Source organism: Zeimonas arvi, from assembly GCF_008039575.1.
Taxonomy (GTDB): domain Bacteria; phylum Pseudomonadota; class Gammaproteobacteria; order Burkholderiales; family Burkholderiaceae_E; genus Zeimonas; species Zeimonas arvi.
Window position 1 is genome coordinate 153,639 of record NZ_VDUY01000003.1, and the last position, 18,217, is coordinate 171,855.

Consider the following 18,217-nt stretch of genomic DNA (forward strand, 5'->3'; position numbering starts at 1 on the left):
TTCGTTGCGTTTCGCTTGCGTGGGCGGCTCAGACGTAGGCCGGGACCATGCAGGTCTTGTGTTCGACGTGGTACGCGAACTCGTCGCGGTAGTGCTTGACGAAGGCCCGCACCGGCATGGCCGCGGCATCGCCCAGCGCGCAGATCGTGCGCCCCTGGATGTTGTCGGCGATCCGGTTGAGCTCGTCGAGGTCCTTCAGGGTGCCTTCGCCGTGCTCGATGCGGTTCACGATCCGCCACATCCAGCCGGTGCCCTCGCGGCAGGGCGTGCACTGGCCGCAGGACTCCTCGAAATAGAAGTAGGACAGCCGCAGCAGCGACTTGACCGCGCAGCGGGTCTCGTCCATCACGATGACCGCGCCCGAGCCGAGCATCGACCCGGCCTTGGCGATCGAGTCGTAGTCCATGTCGGTGGCCATCATGACCTCGCCCGGGATCACCGGCGCCGACGAGCCGCCCGGGATCACCATCTTGAGCTTGCGGCCGTGCCGCATGCCGCCGGCCAGCTCGAGCAGCTTGGCGAAGGGCGTGCCCAGCGGGATCTCGTAGTTGCCCGGACGCTCGACGTCGCCGGAGATCGAGAAGATCTTGGTGCCGCCGTTGTTCGGCTTGCCCACCTCGAGGTAAGGCTGGCCGCCGTTGCGGATGATCCACGGCACCGCGGCGAAGGTTTCCGTGTTGTTGATCGTGGTCGGCTTGCCGTACAGGCCGAAGCTGGCGGGGAAAGGCGGCTTGAAGCGCGGCTGGCCCTTCTTGCCCTCGAGCGACTCGAGCAGCGCGGTTTCCTCGCCGCAGATGTAGGCGCCGTAGCCGTGGTGCGCGTGCAGCTGGAAGGAGAACCCGGAGCCCAGGATGTTGTCGCCCAGGTAGCCCGCCGCGCGCGCCTCTTCGAGGGCTTCCTCGAAGCGCTCGTAGGCCTCGAAGATTTCGCCGTGGATGTAGTTGTAGCCCACGGTGATGCCCATCGCGTAGGCCGCGATCGCCATGCCCTCGATGACGATGTGCGGGTTGTAGCGAAGGATGTCGCGGTCCTTGAAGGTACCCGGCTCGCCCTCGTCGGAGTTGCAGACCAGGTACTTCTGGCCCGGGAACTGGCGGGGCATGAAGCTCCACTTGAGCCCGGTCGGGAAGCCCGCGCCGCCGCGGCCGCGCAGCCCCGAGGCCTTGACCTCGGCGATCACCTGCTCGGGGGTGATGCCCTCGGTGAGGATCTTCCGCAGGGCCTTGTAGCCGTCGCGCGCCTCGTAGTCCTTCAGGCGCCAGCCGTCGGCGTGGGTGAGGCCGGCGTAGATCTGGGGGCTGATGTGGCGGCCATGGAAACAGGTTTCCTGGGTCTTCGCGTCGATCAGCAGGTCCTTGGCTCCCATCGGCTTACCCCTGCGCCTTCAGCTCGGCGATCAACGCATCGAGCTGCTCGTTGCTCATGAAGCTGCACATCCGGTGGTTGTTCACCAGCATGACCGGCGCATCGGCGCACGCGCCCAGGCACTCGCTCTCCTTCAGCGTGAAGAGCCCGTCGGGCGTGGTCTCGTTGTAGTCGATGCCCAGCTTTTCCTTCAGGTACTCGCCCGCCTTGACGCCGTCGCGCAGCGCGCAGGGCAGGTTGGTGCAGACCGACAGCTTGTGCTTGCCGACCGGCCTGGTGTCGTACATGTTGTAGAAGGTCGCCACCTCGTGCACCGCGATGGGCGGCATGCCGATGTAGGCGGCAAGGTCGCGGACGACCTCGGGCGACACCCAGCCCTGCTCGCGCTGCGCGATGGCCAGCGCGGCCATGACCGCGGACTGACGCTGGTCGGCCGGGTACTTGGCCAGCTCGCGGTCGATCCGCGCGTAGGCGGCATCGCTGAGCAGGCGCTTCGGGTTGGGTACTGCGCTCATCGCTGGTTTCCGTTGCGTGCTTCGCTTGCGTTGCGTTCGGTTGCTCTCGTTGCCGGCAGGATGGCCCGCCGGTTCAGCGGTCGATCTCGCCGAACACGATGTCCTGCGTGCCGATGATCGTGACCACGTCGGCCAGCATGTGGCCGCGCGCCATTTCGTCCAGGCCCTGCAGGTGGGCGAAGCCGGGCGCGCGGATCTTCAGCCGGTAGGGCTTGTTGGCGCCGTCGGACACCAGGTAGATGCCGAACTCGCCCTTCGGATGCTCGACCGCCGAGTAGACCTGGCCCTCGGGCACGTGGAAGCCTTCGGTGAAGAGCTTGAAGTGGTGGATCAGCTCTTCCATGTTCGACTTCATGTCGACCCGGCTCGGCGGCGCGACCTTGTGGCTGTCGGTCATGACCGGGCCCGGGTTGGCCCGCAGCCATTCCACGCACTGGCGGATGATGCGGTTGCTCTCGCGCATCTCGGCCACGCGAACCAGGTAGCGGTCGTAGCAGTCGCCGTTGGTGCCCACCGGGATGTCGAAGTCGAGCCGGTCGTAGACCTCGTAGGGCTGCATCTTGCGCAGGTCCCAGGCCACGCCCGAGCCGCGCAGCATGGGGCCGGTGAAGCCCAGCGCCTTGGCGCGATCCGGGTCGACCACGCCGATGCCCACCAGCCGCTGCTTCCAGATCCGGTTGTCGGTGAGCAGGGTCTCGTACTCGTCGACGTAGCCGGGGAAGCGCTCGGTGAAGGCCTCGATGAAGTCGAGGAGCGACCCCTGCCGGTCGCGGTTCATCTCGCGGATGGCCGCCTCGTTGCGCACCTTGGTGGCCCGGTACTGCGGCATGGTGTCGGGCAGGTCGCGATAGACGCCGCCGGGCCGGTAGTAGGCCGCGTGCATGCGCGCGCCGGACACCGCCTCGTAGCAGTCCATCAGGTCTTCGCGCTCGCGGAAGGCGTAGAGGAAGACCGCCATCGCGCCGACGTCCAGGCCGTGCGCCCCGATCCACAGCAGGTGGTTCAGGATGCGGGTGATCTCGTCGAACATCACCCGGATGTACTGCGCGCGGATCGGGACCTCGACACCGATCAGCTTCTCGATGGCCATCACGTAGGCATGCTCGTTGCACATCATCGACACGTAGTCGAGACGGTCCATGTACGGCACGCTCTGGATGAAGGTCTTCTGCTCGGCGAGCTTCTCGGTGGCCCGATGCAACAGTCCGATGTGCGGGTCGGCGCGCTGCACGACCTCGCCGTCGAGCTCGAGCACCAGGCGCAGCACGCCGTGCGCGGCCGGGTGCTGGGGTCCGAAGTTCAGCGTGTAGTTCTTGATCTCTGCCATGTCAGCGCCCTGCCCCGTAGCCTTCCTCGCGGATCACGCGCGGCGTGATCTCGCGCGGCTCGATCGTGACGGGCTGGTAGACGACGCGCTTCTGCTCGGGGTCGTAGCGCATCTCCACGTAGCCCGAGACCGGGAAGTCCTTGCGGAACGGATGGCCCACGAAGCCGTAGTCGGTGAGGATGCGGCGCAGGTCCGGATGGCCCTCGAAGACGATGCCGAACAGGTCGAAGGCCTCGCGCTCGTACCAGCTCGCCGCGGGCCAGATGTCCACGACCGAGGCCACGATCGGGAAATCGTCTTCCTGGCAGAAGGTCTGCACCCGCACCCGCCAGTTCTTCTCGACCGACAGCAGCTGCATGGCCACGGAGAAGCGCGCGCCGTCCCAGGCGCCGTCGCCCCAGTTCAGCCAGTCCACGCCGCAGAGGTCGATCAGCGTGTCGAAACGCAGCGAGGGGTCGTCGCGCAGGCGGCGGGCGGCCTCGAGGTGATCGGCCGCGCGGACCGCCACGGTGATCTCGCCGTAGCGGGCGTCGAGCGAGACCAGCGCCTCGCCGAGCGCCGCGCGCAGGTTGGTCTCGAGCAGTTCGAGTTGGTTCATGACTGGCGCGCGATCGTGTATTCGCGACGGATCTTGGCCTGCAACTGCAGGATTCCGTACATCAGGGCTTCGGCGGTGGGCGGGCAGCCCGGCACGTAGACGTCGACCGGCACGATGCGATCGCAGCCGCGGACCACCGAATACGAGTAGTGGTAGTAGCCGCCGCCATTGGCGCAGGAGCCCATGGAAATGACCCAGCGCGGCTCGGGCATCTGGTCGTAGACCTTGCGCAGGGCCGGCGCCATCTTGTTGCACAGCGTGCCCGCCACGATCATGACGTCGGACTGGCGGGGGCTGGGCCGGAAGATGACGCCGAAACGGTCGAGGTCGTAGCGCGACGCGCCGGCGTGCATCATCTCGACCGCGCAGCAGGCCAGGCCGAAAGTCATCGGCCACAGCGAGCCGGTGCGCGTCCAGTTGACAAGCTTGTCGAGCTGGGTGGTGACGAAACCCTGGCTCAGAACACCTTCGATACTCATCGTGCCGCTCCGTGCGGATGCATGGCCGACCGGGAAATCACTCCCAGTCGAGCGCACCCCTGGACCATTCGTAGACGAACCCGACGACCAGGATCGCGAGGAAGACCATCATCGAGACGAACCCGAAGAAGCCGATCGCGTCGAGCGACACGGCCCAGGGGAAAAGGAAGGCGATCTCGAGGTCGAACAGGATGAAGAGGATCGCGACCAGGTAGTACCGGACGTCGAACTTCATCCGCGCGTCTTCGAAGGCCTCGAAGCCGCACTCGTAGGGGGAGAGTTTCTCGGGATCGGGCCGACTGGGGCCGAGGATCTTGCCGATGAGCAGCGGGCCGACGCCGACGGCCGCACCGACGACGATGAACAGCAGGACGGGGAGGTAATTTTCGAGGTTCACGCCGCGCTTCCCGTTTGGTTCGTTCGCACTGTTCCGCTCTGTTCGACCCGGTCGAGTGCGATACGAACCCGTTTCGGCGGCTCGGCCCGCGCCAGAAAAAAGTCCGCTCGGGCTTGCACCCCGGCGGACTCCTTCCGCTCGACCTCCTACGAATTCTTGTTCGGTGGTGCCGACGGCGAGACTCGAACTCGCACGGCTTTCGCCACTACCCCCTCAAGATAGCGTGTCTACCAATTTCACCACGTCGGCACTGCAAAAACACCGGGGACTTCGGCCCCGGGTCGTTATGCGGATGACTCCGCGCAAGAACCGGGCATCAAGAACGCTCGAGGCCCCACGCCGCGCCGCCCGCATCGATCTGGCAAGGACCACCGGAAGCTTGCCCGGAGACCCTGCCCGCCGCCGGATCGAGGTCGTCCGGCGAGGCGTTAAGCGCAGCCAAAGATTCTACTACTTTCCGATCACTTCGGCACGTCGCCGGCCGGCGCGGGCTGCGCGGAACCACCGCTTGTGGAACCCGCAGCCCCTCCTGCCGGCGGCACGTCGGCCGGCTGCGCGGGCGCGGCGGGCTGCGATGCGCCCTGCATGACGCTCGTCGGGGCCTCGGGCCGCTGGTTGGCCAGCAAGGCCAGCGCGAGCGTGCACACGAAGAAGACGGTGGCGAGCGCGCCGGTGGTGCGGCTCAGGAAATTCGCGGATCCGGAGGCGCCGAACAGGCTGCCCGACGAGCCCGAACCGAAGGCTGCGCCCATGTCGGCGCCCTTCCCGTGCTGCATCAGCACCAGGACGATGACCCCCAGGGCGCTCAGCACCTGCACGATCATCAGCATGTTGTTCAACCAGCTCATCCAGGCAACTCCAGTCGGTATTTCGGTTCCGCCGGCAGGTGGGTCCTGCTCGACGGATTCAGTCGGGTATTCAGGCCACCGCGGCGGCGCGGCAGATGTTCAGGAACTCGTCGGCCACCAGCGAGGCGCCGCCGATCAGCCCGCCGTCGACGTCGGGCATCGAGAACAGGGTGACCGCATTGGCGGGCTTGACGCTGCCGCCGTAAACGATGCGGATCGCGTCGGCGCCGGCGACACCGCCGTCGGCCATCCGCGCGCGGATGAAGGCGTGCGCCTCCTGCGCCATCTCCGGCGAGGCAGTGCGCCCGGTGCCGATCGCCCAGACCGGCTCGTAGGCCACGACCGCGCGGGCCGGGTCGGCAGCGCGCAGGGCCGGCACCAGCGCGTCGACCTGCCGAGCGAGCACCGCGTCGGTGTGGCTGGCCTCGCGCTCGGCCAGGGTTTCGCCGACACAGGCGATCACGCCCAGCCCGGCCGCCGCGCACAACTCGGCCTTGCGGCCGATCAGCTCGCTGGACTCGCCCAGCAGCGTGCGCCGTTCCGAGTGACCGACGATCGCCCACTTGCAGCCGAGGTCGAGCAGCATGGACACCGACACCTCGCCGGTCAGCGCGCCGTTTGGCGCAGCCGCCACGTTCTGGGCGCCCCAGGCGATGCCGGTGTCGCCGAGCCAGGCGCCGGCCTGGCCCAGGTAGGGAAACGGCGGGCAGATCACGACCTCGACCTGCGAGATCGACGCACGCTCGAGCGCCGAACGCAGCGCGGTGAACAGGTGCTCGTTCGTGACGATGTCGCCGTTCATCTTCCAGTTGCCGGCGACGAGCGGCTTGCGGGACTTCATCGGATCGAGACCGTCGGGTGAAAAACCCGCGATTTTACATCAGGCCTCGGGTTCCCGCTTCCAGGGCGACTCCCGGCCCGTGCGCCAGCGCCAGAACCAGAGCACGTAGCCGGACAGCCCGTAGGCCAGGAACAGCGAGAACAGCACGATCGGGGGATCGGACGAGACGAGCACGAAGAGCAGCACGATCCCGATGACGAACACGAAAGGCACGCTGCGCTTCAGGTTGATGTCCTTGAAGCTGTAGAACGGCGCGTTGGAGATCATCGAGAGGCCGGCGTAGACCGTCAGCACGAAGGCGGGCCAGGCCAGGTCGTGCCCGGTGGCCTCGATCCAGCGGGTCTGGCGCAGGTCGGTGGCGATCCATACCAGGCCGGCGATCAGCGCCGCCGCGGCCGGGCTCGGCAGCCCCTGGAAGAAGCGCTTGTCGACCACGCCGATGTTGGTGTTGAAGCGGGCCAGCCTGAGCGCCGCGCCGGCCACGTAGACGAAGGCGGCCAGCCAGCCCCACTTGCCCAGCGGCTGCAGCGCCCATTCGTAGACGATCAGCGCGGGCGCCGCGCCGAAGGACAGCATGTCCGACAGGCTGTCGTACTGCTCGCCGAAGGCGCTCTGGGTATTGGTGAGACGCGCCACGCGGCCGTCGAGGCTGTCGAGCAGCATGGCCACGAACAGCGCGATCGCCGCGATCTCGAAGCGCCCGTTCATCGCCTGCACGATGGCGTAGAAACCGCAGAACAGGTTCGCGGTGGTGAAGGCGTTGGGCAGGATGTAGATCCGGCGCGAGCGCTGCGGGGCGAGACCCGCCGGCGCCGCGGGCGATTCGCCAACGGGCTCGCCGCCGGTGTCGTCGTCGGGGCCGGGGCGATAGGGTTCGTCGTCGTCGAAGCGATCGCGGGGATCCTGGTTCATGCCTGCCCTCTTTCCTGCCGCCCTGTCTCCTGCGGCGCCGGCGCGAGCTCGGCCAGCACGTCGCGAGACGCGTAGACCTTCTCCCCGACGCCGACGCGCGGCCGCGCATCGGTCGGCAGGTACAGGTCGACCCGCGAGCCGAAACGTATGAAGCCGAAGCGCTGGCCGCGGGCGAGCGTGTCGCCGGCAGCCACGTAGCAGAGGATGCGCCGTGCGACCAGGCCGGCTACCTGCACGCAGCCCACCCGCGCGCCGTCGGCGGTGCGGATCTGCAGCGCGTTGCGCTCGTTGGCCTCGGAAGCCTTGTCCAGGTCGGCGTTCAGGAACTTGCCCGGAAAATACTGGACCTTCTCGATGCGCCCGTCGACCGGAGCGCGGTTTGAATGCACGTTGAACACGTTCATGAAGACCGAGATCTTCAGCGCCTGCCGGTCGGCATAGGGGTCCCGGACCGTCTCGATGGCGATCACCCGGCCGTCGGCCGGCGCGAGCACCAGGCGCTCGCCCTGCGGGATCTCCCGCGGCGGATCGCGGAAGAACTGGAGCACGAAGAGCGCGACCAGCCAGAAGGGCAGCGCCCAGAGCCAGCCGCCCCAGATCGTGACGACCAGCGACACGACGACGGCGATGCCGAGAAAGGGCCAGCCCTCGCGGGCGATGATCGGATGGGGGTAACGGGACATGGGCGATGCCTTGGAGCGATGGCTCCAAGTATAGAGAAGGGGGAAGGGAGAAGGGAGAAGGGAAAAAAACGGGGAAGGGGCTTGCGCGCCCTCCCCCGCTGTGCCGGCGCCCTGGCGGGCGGCCGGCGCGACCTTGTCCGGCCGGCCGGGGGCGGGCGGATGCCCTGCCCCGGCTGGCCGGGAGGGTCGGTCAGTTCTTCGACTTGTCGACCAGCTTGTTGGCCTTGATCCAGGGCATCATGGCGCGCAGCTTCTCGCCGACCACCTCGATCTGGTGCTCGCCCATGATCCGGCGGCGCGACAGCAGCGTGGGGGCGCCGGCGCGGTTCTCGAGGATGAAGGCCTTGGCGTACTCGCCGGTCTGGATGTCGCGCAGCACGTCGCGCATGACCTGCTTCGACTCGTCGTTGACGATCCGCGGGCCGGTCACGTACTCGCCGAACTCGGCGTTGTTCGAGATCGAGTAGTTCATGTTCGCGATGCCGCCCTCGTAGATCAGGTCCACGATCAGCTTCAGCTCGTGCAGGCACTCGAAGTAGGCCATCTCGGGGGCGTAGCCCGCCTCGACCAGGGTCTCGAAGCCGGCCTTGATCAGCTCGACGGTGCCGCCGCACAGCACGACCTGCTCGCCGAACAGGTCGGTCTCGGTCTCTTCGCGGAAGTTGGTCTCGATGATGCCGGCGCGCCCGCCGCCGATCGCCGCAGCGTAGGACAGCGCCAGGTTGCGGGCGTTGCCCGACTTGTCCTGGTGGATGGCGATCAGCATCGGCACGCCGCCGCCGGCCGCGTAGGTTGAGCGCACCGTATGGCCCGGCGCCTTGGGCGCGACCATGACCACGTCGAGGTCCTCACGCGGGACGACCTGGCCATAGTGCACGTTGAAGCCGTGCGCGAAGGCGAGCGTGGCGCCCTTCTTGATGTTGGGCTCGATCTCGCTCTTGTAGACCGCGCCGATGTGCTCGTCGGGCATCAGCATCATGACGAAGTCGGCGCCCTTGACCGCGTCCTTGATCTCGGCGGCCTCGAGCTTGGCCTTCTTGACCTTGTCCCACGACGGGCCGCCCTTGCGCACGCCCACGACGACCTTGCCGCCCGAATCGCTCAGGTTCAGCGCATGCGCGTGGCCCTGCGAGCCGTAACCGATGATGGCGACCTTCTTGCCCTTGATGAGCTTGATGTCGCAGTCCTTGTCGTAGAAAACCTTCATTCCTGCCTCTCCTGTTCAAACTGGTTTCAGACTTTCAGCACCCGCTCGCCGCGGGCGATTCCCGAGCTGCCGGTTCGCACCGTCTCGAGGATCGCGGCGCGGTCGAGCGCATCGATGAACGCGTCGAGCTTGGCGCCATCGCCGGTGAGCTCGATCGTGTAGGTCTTGTCGGTGACATCGATGATGCGGCCACGGAAGATGTCCGCCATGCGCTTCATCTCGTCGCGCTCCTTGCCGGTGGCGCGGACCTTGATCAGCATCAGCTCGCGCTCGTTGTACGGGCTCTCGGTCAGGTCGACGACCTTGACCACGTCGATCAGCCGGTTCAGCTGCTTGGTGATCTGCTCGATCACCTCGTCGGAACCGGTGGTCACGATGGTCATCCGCGACAACGACTTGTCCTCGGTGGGCGCCACGGTGAGCGACTCGATGTTGTAGCCGCGCGCGGAGAACAACCCCACCACCCGCGACAGCGCCCCGGCCTCGTTCTCGAGCAGGATCGAAACGATGTGTCTCATGTCGCCTCCTCAGAGATCTTCGGAACCGAGGAGCATCTCGGTCAGGCCCTTGCCGCCCTGGACCATCGGCCAGACGTTCTCGGTCTGGTCGGTGATGATGTCCAGGAACACCAGCCGGTCCTTGTACTTGCCGAAGGCATCGCGCAGGGCAGGCTCGACGTCGGCCGGCTTGTCGATGCGCATGCCCACGTGGCCGTAGGCCTCGGCCAGGGCCACGAAATCGGGCAGCGCGTCCATGTACGACTGCGAGTAGCGGCTGCCGTACTCGATCTGCTGCCACTGCCGGACCATGCCCAGGTAGCGGTTGTTCAGGTTGACGATCTTCACCGGCAGGTCGTACTGCTTGCAGGTGGAGAGCTCCTGGATGCACATCTGGATGGAGCCCTCGCCGGTGACGCAGGCCACCTGGGCATCGGGATGCGCCATCTTCACGCCCATCGCATAGGGCAGGCCCACGCCCATCGTGCCCAGGCCGCCGGAGTTGATCCAGCGGCGCGGCTTGTCGAAGCGGTAGAACTGGGCCGCGAACATCTGGTGCTGGCCGACGTCGGAGGTGACGAAGGCATCGCCCTTCGTGACTTCCCAGAGCTTCTCGATCACGAACTGCGGCTTGATCACCTCGTTGCTGCCCTTGTACTTCAGGCAGTCGCGCTTGCGCCACTCCTCGATCTGCGCCCACCAGTCGGACAGCGCCGTGGCGTTGGGCTTCTTGCCGGCCGCGAAGCTGTCCTCGAGCATGCCGGTCAGCTCGACCAGGGTCTCCCGGACGTCGCCCACGATGGGCACGTCGACCTTGACCCGCTTGGAGATCGACGACGGATCGATGTCGATATGGACGATCTTGCGCGGGTTCTGGGCGAAGTGCTTGGGATTGCCGATGACCCGGTCGTCGAAGCGCGCGCCGATGGCGATGAGCACGTCGCAGTGCTGCATCGCCATGTTGGCTTCGTAGGTGCCGTGCATGCCCGGCATGCCCACGAACTTCGCGTCGCTGGCCCGATAGCCGCCCAGGCCCATGAGCGTGTTGGTGACCGGATAGCCGAGCAGGTCGACCAGCTTGTTCAGCTCGGGCGCCGCGTTGGCCAGGATCACGCCGCCGCCGGTGTAGACCATCGGCCGCTCGGCGCCGAGCAACAGGCCGAGCGCCTTCTTGAGCTGGCCCTGGTGACCGCGGGTGACCGGGTTGTAGGAGCGCATCGTGACCGACTTCGGATAGTCGAAGCGGCACTTGTTGCGGGTGACGTCCTTCGGGATGTCGACCAGCACCGGGCCGGGCCGGCCGCTGGCGGCGATGTGGAAGGCCTTCCTGATCGTGCTGGCCAGGTCCTTGACGTCCTTGACCAGGAAGTTGTGCTTGACGCACGGCCGCGTGATGCCGACCGTGTCGCACTCCTGGAAGGCGTCTTCGCCGATGGCGTGCGTGGGCACCTGGCCGGACAGGATCACCATCGGGATCGAGTCCATGTAGGCCGTGGCGATGCCGGTGACCGCGTTGGTGACCCCGGGGCCGCTGGTGACCAGGCAGACACCGACCTTCTCGGTCGACCGGGAATAGGCATCGGCCGCGTGCACGGCGGCCTGCTCGTGCCGGACAAGGATGTGCTGGACCTTGTCCTGCTTGTAGATTTCGTCGTAGATGTAGAGGACCGCGCCGCCGGGATAGCCGAACAGATGCTCGACCCCCTCTTCCTGCAGACAGCGGACCACGATTTCCGCGCCAGTGAGTTCCATTTGAAGTCCTTTCAAGACCCAGGGAAGCCCGCCCGTCGGCGCCATGGCGCGCGGCGCCGACCGGGATCGGAGCCAGAGGCCACGACGCAGACCTCGAACGGGGCCTGCGAGATTGATCGGATGCCCTTGCACGCCTCTCGTGAAGGCGCTCGGGGCAAGCGCGTCTTGTGCAAGGTTTGGCTGGTGCGCCGCGGCTGCAAAGACAACGCCCCCTGATCGATGACGGCCAAAGCCACCAGCGGTCGAGGAGGCGGTTCGGGGTAGCCGGTCAGGATATCGCACCGCAACACGCCCGGTCAAGGCGAGGGCCCGGTCTGCTAGGATCGCGCAGGTTTCCCGGAATACCCGCCCACGAGCCTCCGCCCCAAGAGCGTTTCCAGCCGCGCCCGCCTGCCCGTCCGATGGCCAACCGCCAGGAATTGTCCGACTTTCTCGAATCGGCCGAACGCCGCGCCTTCCGGCAGGCGATGTTCGCGGTGAGGGACGAGAACACGGCGCTGGACCTCGTCCAGGATGCGATGCTGCGACTGGTCGAGAAGTACGGCGACCGTCCGCCGGCCGAACTGCCGCTGCTGTTCCAGCGCATCCTCCAGAACGCGGTCACCGATCACTTCCGCCGACAGAAGGTCCGCAACCTGTGGACCACGCTGCTGTCGTCGCTGTCCGCCGACGGCGACGAGGACGACGAACGCGACATCCTCGAGTCGCTGGAAGCCGACCCCACGACCAGCCTGGGGCGCAGCGGCGCGGTGCAGGTCGAGCGCGACCAGATCCTGGCGATCATCGACGAGGAAATCCGGAAACTGCCGACGCGTCAACGGGAGGCCTTCCTGCTGCGTTACTGGGAAGACATGGACGTTGCCGAAACCGCGGCGATCATGGGCTGTTCCGAGGGCAGCGTGAAAACCCACTGCTCCCGGGCCAACCATGCGCTTGCCACCGCGCTGAAGTCCCGAGGCATCACCCCATGAACGAAACACGCTTCACATCATCGATCAAGCAGGCGCTGGACGAATCCGCGGAGCGGTTGCCGCTGCGCGTGTCCCATCGCCTCGAACAGGCTCGCAAGGCGGCCCTGGCCCGCGCGCCCGAGCGTGCGGCTGTCCAGGCGCCCGCCGGCAGTCCGGCCAGTCGACCGTTCGTCGGCCTGGCGACCGCCGGTGCGGGCGGGCCCTTGCCCGGCGGTGCGGTGCTGGGCGGCTGGGCGATGTCCAAGCGCGACGCCGATGCCTGCGATCGCGCGCCCTGCATGGCCTGGCGACTCGCCGCCATCGTGCTGCCCGTGGCGGCATTGGTGGCCGGGCTCATCGCGTTCACCGAGCTCGACGCCCAGCGCGATGCCGACGAGGTCGCCGAACTGGAGGCCGCCGTGCTGTCGGACGACGTCCCCATCGCGGCCTATGCGGACCGCGGCTTCGGCGTGTACCTGAAGAATTCCAAACTGGCCGACGAATGACCGGGTTGCGACGCATTTCCGCTGCCGCCGGTCTGGCGGTGGCGGCGGCCCTGGTTCCGGCCGCCCCCTTCGCACAAGCGTCTGACGAGGCACCCGCGGTGCCGATGGTCGCGCCGGCCAGCGAGGCGTCCGCGCCTTCCGCCGCGTCGCCCGATTCCGCTTCGCCCGATTCCGCTTCGCCCGCCGCCGACATCGCGCAGCCGCCCGCAACGAGCGAGCCCGGTGACACCGGCCTCGTCGGCGGAATGCCCCAGCCCTCGGAGCCCTCCACCTCCGCTTCGACTGCCGTGGCCGAGCCTGCGCCCACGGCGGAGCCGGCCCAAGCCGCGCAGGCCGCCGAATCCGTTCCGGCGAACGAGCCGACCGAGAGCGTCGCGCCGAGCCAGGCCGAGGCGCCCGCCCAGCCCGCCGAACCCACCCAGGCCGCCGAGCCCACCCAGGCCGCCGAACCCGCCCAGGCCGCCGAGCCCACCCAGGCCGCCGAGCCCACCCAGGCCGCCGAGCCCACCCAGGCCGTCGAGCCCACCCAGGCCGTCGAGCCGGGCCAGGTTCCGGAAGGGAGTCAGGCCGCCGAAGCGCCCATGCCGGCGGAGCCGGCCCAGGCTTCGGTTCCGCGCGCGTCCGCCGAGCCCCCGCAGGCGTTCCAGGCGCCGCCCTTGCGTCCTTCCCTGCTGCCGCTAGCCCAGCCGCTGTGGAGCGCCTTGAGCCGCTCGCAGCAAAGCGTCCTGCTGCCTTTCGAGGGCCAGTGGAACTCCTGGCCCACGGCGGAGAAGCGCCGCTGGCTGGCGCTGGCCGACCGGCTCCCGCGCATGGATGCCGAGAATCAGGCGCGCGCCCGCACGCGAATCGCCGAGTGGGCCGCCCTCACTCCCGAGCAGCAGCGGATCGCCTTGCGCAACTACCGCCTGGCCAAGCAGTTGCCGCCAGACGAGCGCAAGGCCCAGTGGGAGCGCTACAGCGAAATGACCCCCGAGCAGCAGCAGGTGCTGCGCGCCAGCGGCTGGACCAGCAATACCGCCGCGCGGCACGCCGGCGCTCGAACCGGCCTGGCCAAGGAAGCCGCCCAGCCCCTGGCGCCGCTGCAACAGCCGAGAGCAAGGGCCACCAACTGATGCCGGCGGCCGATCCCTGGCGCCGACTGATGGGCATCGCCTACGAATCGATCATCCTGTTCGGGGTGCTCTGGTTCGCCGACTATGCCTTTTCCGCGCTGACCCAGTTCAAGGGGCATCCGGGTCCGCTGCGAACCGCCTTCCAGGTGTTCACGCTGATCGTGCTGGCGGCCTACTTCACCGGATTCTGGGCCCTCGGCAGGCGCTCGCTGCCGATGAAGACCCTGTCGCTGCTGGTGCTCGACGGCCAGGATCGCCCGCTGAGCTACGCCCGGGCGCTCGGCCGCTTCTCGGCCGCGACTGCAATGTGGCTTGCGGCCCTGGCCGCCGGCTACTACCTGTCGGCCTGGCTCTACCTGCTGGCGCTGCTGCCCTTCGCGTGGACCCTGTTCGACCGCGATCGGCGCGCGCTCTACGACGTGGTCGCTGGCACCCGGCTGGTCAGGCGGGCGCCGGATGCCGGGATGAAGTCGGTGGACGTCTGAGGGAAGACAGGGGAGACGGGGAAAGCCCGGCTTCAGGCGAACCAGCGACGGGTGGCATCGGCAATGGCGGCGATTGCCCGCGGGGCGTCGTCGACGATGGCGCCGAAGCGGATGAATCCGTGCAGCATCCCGGGCATGCGCAGGACTTCGGCGGGGGCGCCCTGCTCCGTCAGCCGCCTGGCCAGTGCCTCGCCTTCGTCGCGCAGGATGTCGCAGCCGGCAGTGATCACCAGCGACGGCGGCAGCCCGGCCAGGTCGTCGGCCAGCGCCGGCGAGAGATCGGGGTGCGTGGGCGCGATCGGCGCATCGCCGAGGAACTGTTCCCAGAACCAGGCCATCTGCACGCGCGACAGGTAGAAACCTTCACCGAAGGCCTCCACCGACCCGCTGTCCAGCCGGCGATCCGCCACCGGGTAGACCAGGGCCATTCCGGCGGGCAGCGGCTGCCCGGCTGCCTTGAGCCAGCGCGTGGCGGTGACCGCCAGGTGGCCACCCGCGCTGTCTCCCGACACGACGATCTTCGCCGGGTCGAGACCGAAAGCGGCGGCCTCGTCACGCACGTGGCGCAGCGCGCGCACCGAGTCGACGACGGCCCCCGGGAAACGGGTCTCCGGCGACAGGCGATAGCCGACCGAGAACACCTGCGCATCGCAGGCCAGCGCAAGTTCGCGGCACAGCGTGTCGTAGGTGTCCAGCGTGCCCTGCACCCAACCGCCGCCATGCAGGTAGACGATGGCGCGATCGGCGCCTGGCCGGGGCACGAAGCGCCGGATCGGAATCCCGGGACAGTCCGCCGCCTCGAAGGACTGGCCCTGCGGCGAGCGAAGGCCCGCATAGCGGCCCGCCGGCACCGACAGGTCGGCCACCTGGGCCACCTCGGGCTTCGGGCCGCAGACCCACTCGGTCAGCGCGGCATGGCCGGCACGCGCGCCCTCGGGCGTGAAGGCCTTGGGCGGGGCCGGCAGCCGGGCCAGCAGTTCGGAGGACTGGGGGTGCAGGGTGTCGCTCATGGTGTTCAGGCCTTCACGCAGTCCACGTAGTACCGATCGACGCCGTCGCCGCCCTTCTCGATCACCAGGCCGTGCACGTCGGTGTAGAAGCCGGGGAACTTCGCGTTGAAGGTGCGCGCGAACTTCAGGTACTCGACGATCGATTTGTTGAAACGCTCGCCCGGGATCAGCAGCGGGATGCCCGGAGGATACGGGGTGACCAGCATCGTGGTGATGCGGCCCTCGAGCTCGTCGATGGGCACGCGGTCCACGTTGCGGTGCGCCAGGCACTCGTAGGCCTCGGACGGCTTCATCGCCGGCTGCATGTTCGACAGGTACATCTCGGTGGTCACCCGGGCGATGTCGTGCGCGCGGTACTGCTCGTGGATGCGCTGGGCCAGGTCGCGCAGCCCCACCCGCTCGTACGAGGGATGCGCCTGGACGAACTCGGGCATCACGCGCCATAGCGGCTGGTTGTTGTCGTAGTCGGTCTTGAACTGCTGCAGCTCGGTGACCAGCGTGTTCCAGCGCCCCTTGGTGATGCCGATGGTGAACATCACGAAGAAGGAGTACAGGCCGGTCTTCTCGACCACCACGCCGTGCTCGGCCAGGTACTTGGTGACGATCGAGGCCGGGATGCCCCAGTCGTCGAACTTGCCCTCGATGTCCAGGCCCGGGGTCACGATCGTGGCCTTGATCGGGTCGAGCATCGTGAAGTTCTCGGCCAGCTTGCCGAAACCGTGCCAGCGGTCCTCGGAGCCCAGGAACCAGTCCTCGCGGTGGCCGATGCCGGTGTCGACCAGGTCGTTCGGGCCCCAGACCTTGAACCACCAGTCGTTGCCGTACTCCGCGTCGACCTTGCGCATGGCCCGGCGAAACTCGAGCGACTCGAAGATCGACTCCTCGACCAGCGCGGTCCCGCCGGGCGGCTCCATCATCGCCGCGGCCACGTCGCAGGACGCGATGATCGCGTACTGCGGGCTGGTGGACGTGTGCATCAGGAAGGACTCGTTGAACCGGTAGCTGTCGAGCTTGTTCGCCTCGGAGTCCTGCACCAGGATCTGCGAGGCCTGCGACAGGCCGGCGAGCAGCTTGTGCGTGGACTGCGTGGAGAAGACCATCGCCTCCTTGCTGCGCGGCCGGTTCGGGCCGATCGCGTGGTACTCGTGATAGAAGCGGTGGAAGGTGGCGTGCGGCAGCCAGGCCTCGTCGAAGTGCAGGTTCTCGATGTAGTCGCCCAGCGTCTTCTTGATGGTTTCCACGTTGTAGATCACGCCATCGTAGGTGGACTGCGTGATCGTCATGATGCGCGGCCGCGCGGACTTGTCCTTGATCAGCGGGTTGGCGTCGATCTTCCGCTGGATGCTGGCCGGCTCGAACTCTTCCTTGGGGATGGGCCCGATGATCCCGTAATTGTTGCGGGTGGGCGAGAGGAAGATCGGCACCGTGCCGGTCATCATGATCGCGTGCAGGATCGACTTGTGGCAGTTGCGGTCCACCAGCACCACGTCGTTGTTGCCCACCGCCGAGTGCCAGACGATCTTGTTCGAGGTCGAGGTGCCGTTGGTGACGAAGAACAGATGGTCGGTGTTGAAGATGCGCGCCGCATTGCGCTCCGAGGCCGCCACCGGACCGGTGTGATCGAGCAGCTGGCCCAGCTCGTCCACCGCGTTGCACACGTCGGCACGCAGCATGTTCTCGCCGAAGAACTGGTGGAACATCTGCCCCACCGGGCTCTTCAGGAAGGCGACTCCGCCCGAGTGGCCGGGACAGTGCCAGGAGTAGGAGCCGTCGTGGGCGTAGTTGACCAGCGCCTTGAAGAAAGGCGGCGCCAGCGACGACAGGTAGTTGTTCGCCTCGCGGATGATCGTGCGGGCCACGAACTCCGGCGTGTCCTCGAACATGTGGATGAAGCCGTGCAGCTCGCGCAGGATCTCGTTGGGCACGTGCTGCGAGGTGCGCGTCTCGCCGAACAGGAAGATCGGGATCTCGGCATTGCGCCGCCGGGTCTCGGCGATGAACTTGCGCAGCTCCTGGATGGCAGTGCTCTCGGCGCCGTCCTCGCCGATCTCCTCGTCATCGATCGACACGATGAAGGCCGAGGCCCGGGCCGCCTGGTTGGCCACCATCGACACGTCGATGTAGGTGAAGCCGCCGACCACCTCCCAGCCCTGCTCCTCGATGGCCTTGGCCAGCGCCCGGATGCCCAGGCCGCTGGCGGAATCGGAGCGCCAGTCTTCGTCGATGATGACAACGGGGAAACGGAACTTCATCGCGGTGATCCAGGCAGAAATGGGGACGGCGGCGCCGCGGCCGGGCGCCGGGAAAAACGGAAGTAAAACACAAATGGCGGCGGGGCCGGGTTCAGGTGGCAAGCACTCGAACGGTGCTGCCGTATGCCCCGAGTTGCCGGTCGACGGTGAGCAGGGTCAGCGGCTCGGCAATGCTCTGGGCGACGAGCAATCGGTCGAAAGGATCGCGATGTTGCCAGGGAAGCCGGGCGACCTGATCCACATGCCGCGGCTCGATGCCGACTCGCAGGAACCCGCCGCGCTCGGCGTGCCCGGCGACGGTCTCTGGGTCGAAGGCCAGACGGCCCAGACTGCGCTCGAGGGCAATCTCCCGGAGCGAAGCGACGCTGTAGAAGACGACGCTCCCGCGTTGCAGCCGCTCGCGCTCGCTTCCTGGCACCCGCTCGGGCGCGGCGAGGAGCCGCAAGAGCAAATGGGTGTCGAGCAGGCAGCGCACGGCCGT

The 18,217-nt window shown here is 67.7% G+C and carries 20 protein-coding genes and 1 tRNA gene; 4 read left to right on the forward strand and 17 right to left on the reverse strand.

Translation table 11 applies throughout. The features are described 5' to 3' along the window. Window positions 1–28: 28 nt before the first annotated feature. From nuoF to FHP08_RS08130, 14 genes are all read right to left on the reverse strand, one after another. Window positions 29–1,366, reverse strand: a complete 1,338-nt coding sequence (gene nuoF, locus FHP08_RS08065; RefSeq protein WP_147703937.1) for an NADH-quinone oxidoreductase subunit NuoF — start codon at window positions 1,364–1,366, stop codon at window positions 29–31. 4 nt (window positions 1,367–1,370) lie between these two features. Further along, the gene (nuoE, locus tag FHP08_RS08070; protein WP_187272220.1) at window positions 1,371–1,880 is read right to left on the reverse strand and encodes an NADH-quinone oxidoreductase subunit NuoE; all 510 of its coding nucleotides are present in this window, start codon (window positions 1,878–1,880) and stop codon (window positions 1,371–1,373) included. A gap of 73 nt (window positions 1,881–1,953) precedes the next feature. After that, a complete protein-coding gene (locus tag FHP08_RS08075) occupies window positions 1,954–3,207 on the reverse strand; it encodes an NADH-quinone oxidoreductase subunit D (protein WP_147703938.1) in 1,254 nt (417 codons plus the stop codon). 1 nt (window position 3,208) lies between these two features. After that, on the reverse strand, window positions 3,209–3,805 hold the full coding sequence (locus FHP08_RS08080) for an NADH-quinone oxidoreductase subunit C (protein WP_147703939.1): 597 nt from the start codon (window positions 3,803–3,805) through the stop codon (window positions 3,209–3,211). Further along, window positions 3,802–4,284, reverse strand: coding sequence for a NuoB/complex I 20 kDa subunit family protein (locus FHP08_RS08085; RefSeq protein WP_147703940.1), 483 nt, complete (start codon window positions 4,282–4,284; stop codon window positions 3,802–3,804). Before FHP08_RS08085 ends, FHP08_RS08080 begins: the two co-directional genes overlap by 4 nt. 37 nt (window positions 4,285–4,321) lie before the next feature. After that, on the reverse strand, window positions 4,322–4,681 hold the full coding sequence (locus FHP08_RS08090) for an NADH-quinone oxidoreductase subunit A (protein ID WP_147703941.1): 360 nt from the start codon (window positions 4,679–4,681) through the stop codon (window positions 4,322–4,324). Window positions 4,682–4,845: 164 nt separating this feature from the next. Continuing rightward, window positions 4,846–4,930, reverse strand: a tRNA-Leu gene (locus tag FHP08_RS08095). Window positions 4,931–5,142: 212 nt separating this feature from the next. Then, a complete protein-coding gene (secG, locus tag FHP08_RS08100; RefSeq protein ID WP_147703942.1) occupies window positions 5,143–5,529 on the reverse strand; it encodes a preprotein translocase subunit SecG in 387 nt (128 codons plus the stop codon). A 70-nt stretch (window positions 5,530–5,599) separates the two neighbouring features. After that, a complete protein-coding gene (gene tpiA, locus FHP08_RS08105; protein WP_147703943.1) occupies window positions 5,600–6,370 on the reverse strand; it encodes a triose-phosphate isomerase in 771 nt (256 codons plus the stop codon). Window positions 6,371–6,409: 39 nt separating this feature from the next. Further along, entirely contained in the window at window positions 6,410–7,282 is an 873-nt protein-coding gene (gene pssA, locus FHP08_RS08110) for a CDP-diacylglycerol--serine O-phosphatidyltransferase (RefSeq protein ID WP_147703944.1), read from the reverse strand. Then, entirely contained in the window at window positions 7,279–7,965 is a 687-nt protein-coding gene (locus tag FHP08_RS08115; RefSeq protein WP_147703945.1) for a phosphatidylserine decarboxylase, read from the reverse strand. Before FHP08_RS08115 ends, pssA begins: the two co-directional genes overlap by 4 nt. A gap of 190 nt (window positions 7,966–8,155) precedes the next feature. Further along, complete coding sequence (gene ilvC, locus FHP08_RS08120; RefSeq protein WP_147703946.1) at window positions 8,156–9,172, reverse strand: ketol-acid reductoisomerase; 1,017 nt, start codon at window positions 9,170–9,172, stop codon at window positions 8,156–8,158. Window positions 9,173–9,198: 26 nt separating this feature from the next. After that, entirely contained in the window at window positions 9,199–9,690 is a 492-nt protein-coding gene (gene ilvN, locus FHP08_RS08125) for an acetolactate synthase small subunit (protein ID WP_147703947.1), read from the reverse strand. 9 nt (window positions 9,691–9,699) lie between these two features. Continuing rightward, window positions 9,700–11,421, reverse strand: a complete 1,722-nt coding sequence (locus FHP08_RS08130; protein ID WP_147703948.1) for an acetolactate synthase 3 catalytic subunit — start codon at window positions 11,419–11,421, stop codon at window positions 9,700–9,702. 401 nt (window positions 11,422–11,822) lie between these two features. On the opposite strand from FHP08_RS08130, the gene FHP08_RS08135 reads away from it, so the two are divergent. From FHP08_RS08135 to FHP08_RS08150, 4 genes are read left to right on the forward strand one after another with little or no spacing between them, the layout of a single operon-like run. Further along, window positions 11,823–12,392 (forward strand): RNA polymerase sigma factor, encoded by a 570-nt coding sequence (locus tag FHP08_RS08135; protein WP_147703949.1) that lies wholly within the window; start codon window positions 11,823–11,825, stop codon window positions 12,390–12,392. Beyond that, window positions 12,389–12,877 carry a DUF3619 family protein gene (locus FHP08_RS08140; RefSeq protein WP_147703950.1) on the forward strand — a complete coding sequence of 163 codons (489 nt, stop codon included), beginning with the start codon at window positions 12,389–12,391 and terminating at the stop codon, window positions 12,875–12,877. The genes FHP08_RS08135 and FHP08_RS08140 overlap by 4 nt, the downstream gene beginning before the upstream one ends. A gap of 5 nt (window positions 12,878–12,882) precedes the next feature. Continuing rightward, entirely contained in the window at window positions 12,883–13,989 is a 1,107-nt protein-coding gene (locus tag FHP08_RS08145; RefSeq protein WP_147703951.1) for a DUF3106 domain-containing protein, read from the forward strand. Beyond that, window positions 13,989–14,474 carry an RDD family protein gene (locus FHP08_RS08150; protein WP_147703952.1) on the forward strand — a complete coding sequence of 162 codons (486 nt, stop codon included), beginning with the start codon at window positions 13,989–13,991 and terminating at the stop codon, window positions 14,472–14,474. The genes FHP08_RS08145 and FHP08_RS08150 overlap by 1 nt, the downstream gene beginning before the upstream one ends. A 32-nt stretch (window positions 14,475–14,506) precedes the next feature. Here FHP08_RS08150 and FHP08_RS08155 read toward each other — a convergent pair whose 3' ends face one another. The 3 genes from FHP08_RS08155 to FHP08_RS08165 form a co-directional block, all read right to left on the reverse strand. Next, window positions 14,507–15,484: an alpha/beta hydrolase gene (locus tag FHP08_RS08155; RefSeq protein WP_147703953.1), complete on the reverse strand. Its 978-nt coding sequence runs from the start codon at window positions 15,482–15,484 to the stop codon at window positions 14,507–14,509. Between the two features lie 5 nt (window positions 15,485–15,489). After that, window positions 15,490–17,736, reverse strand: a complete 2,247-nt coding sequence (locus tag FHP08_RS08160) for an arginine/lysine/ornithine decarboxylase (RefSeq protein WP_147703954.1) — start codon at window positions 17,734–17,736, stop codon at window positions 15,490–15,492. A 91-nt stretch (window positions 17,737–17,827) separates the two neighbouring features. Further along, window positions 17,828–18,211 (reverse strand): type II toxin-antitoxin system VapC family toxin, encoded by a 384-nt coding sequence (locus FHP08_RS08165; RefSeq protein ID WP_147703955.1) that lies wholly within the window; start codon window positions 18,209–18,211, stop codon window positions 17,828–17,830. Window positions 18,212–18,217 lie beyond the last annotated feature (6 nt).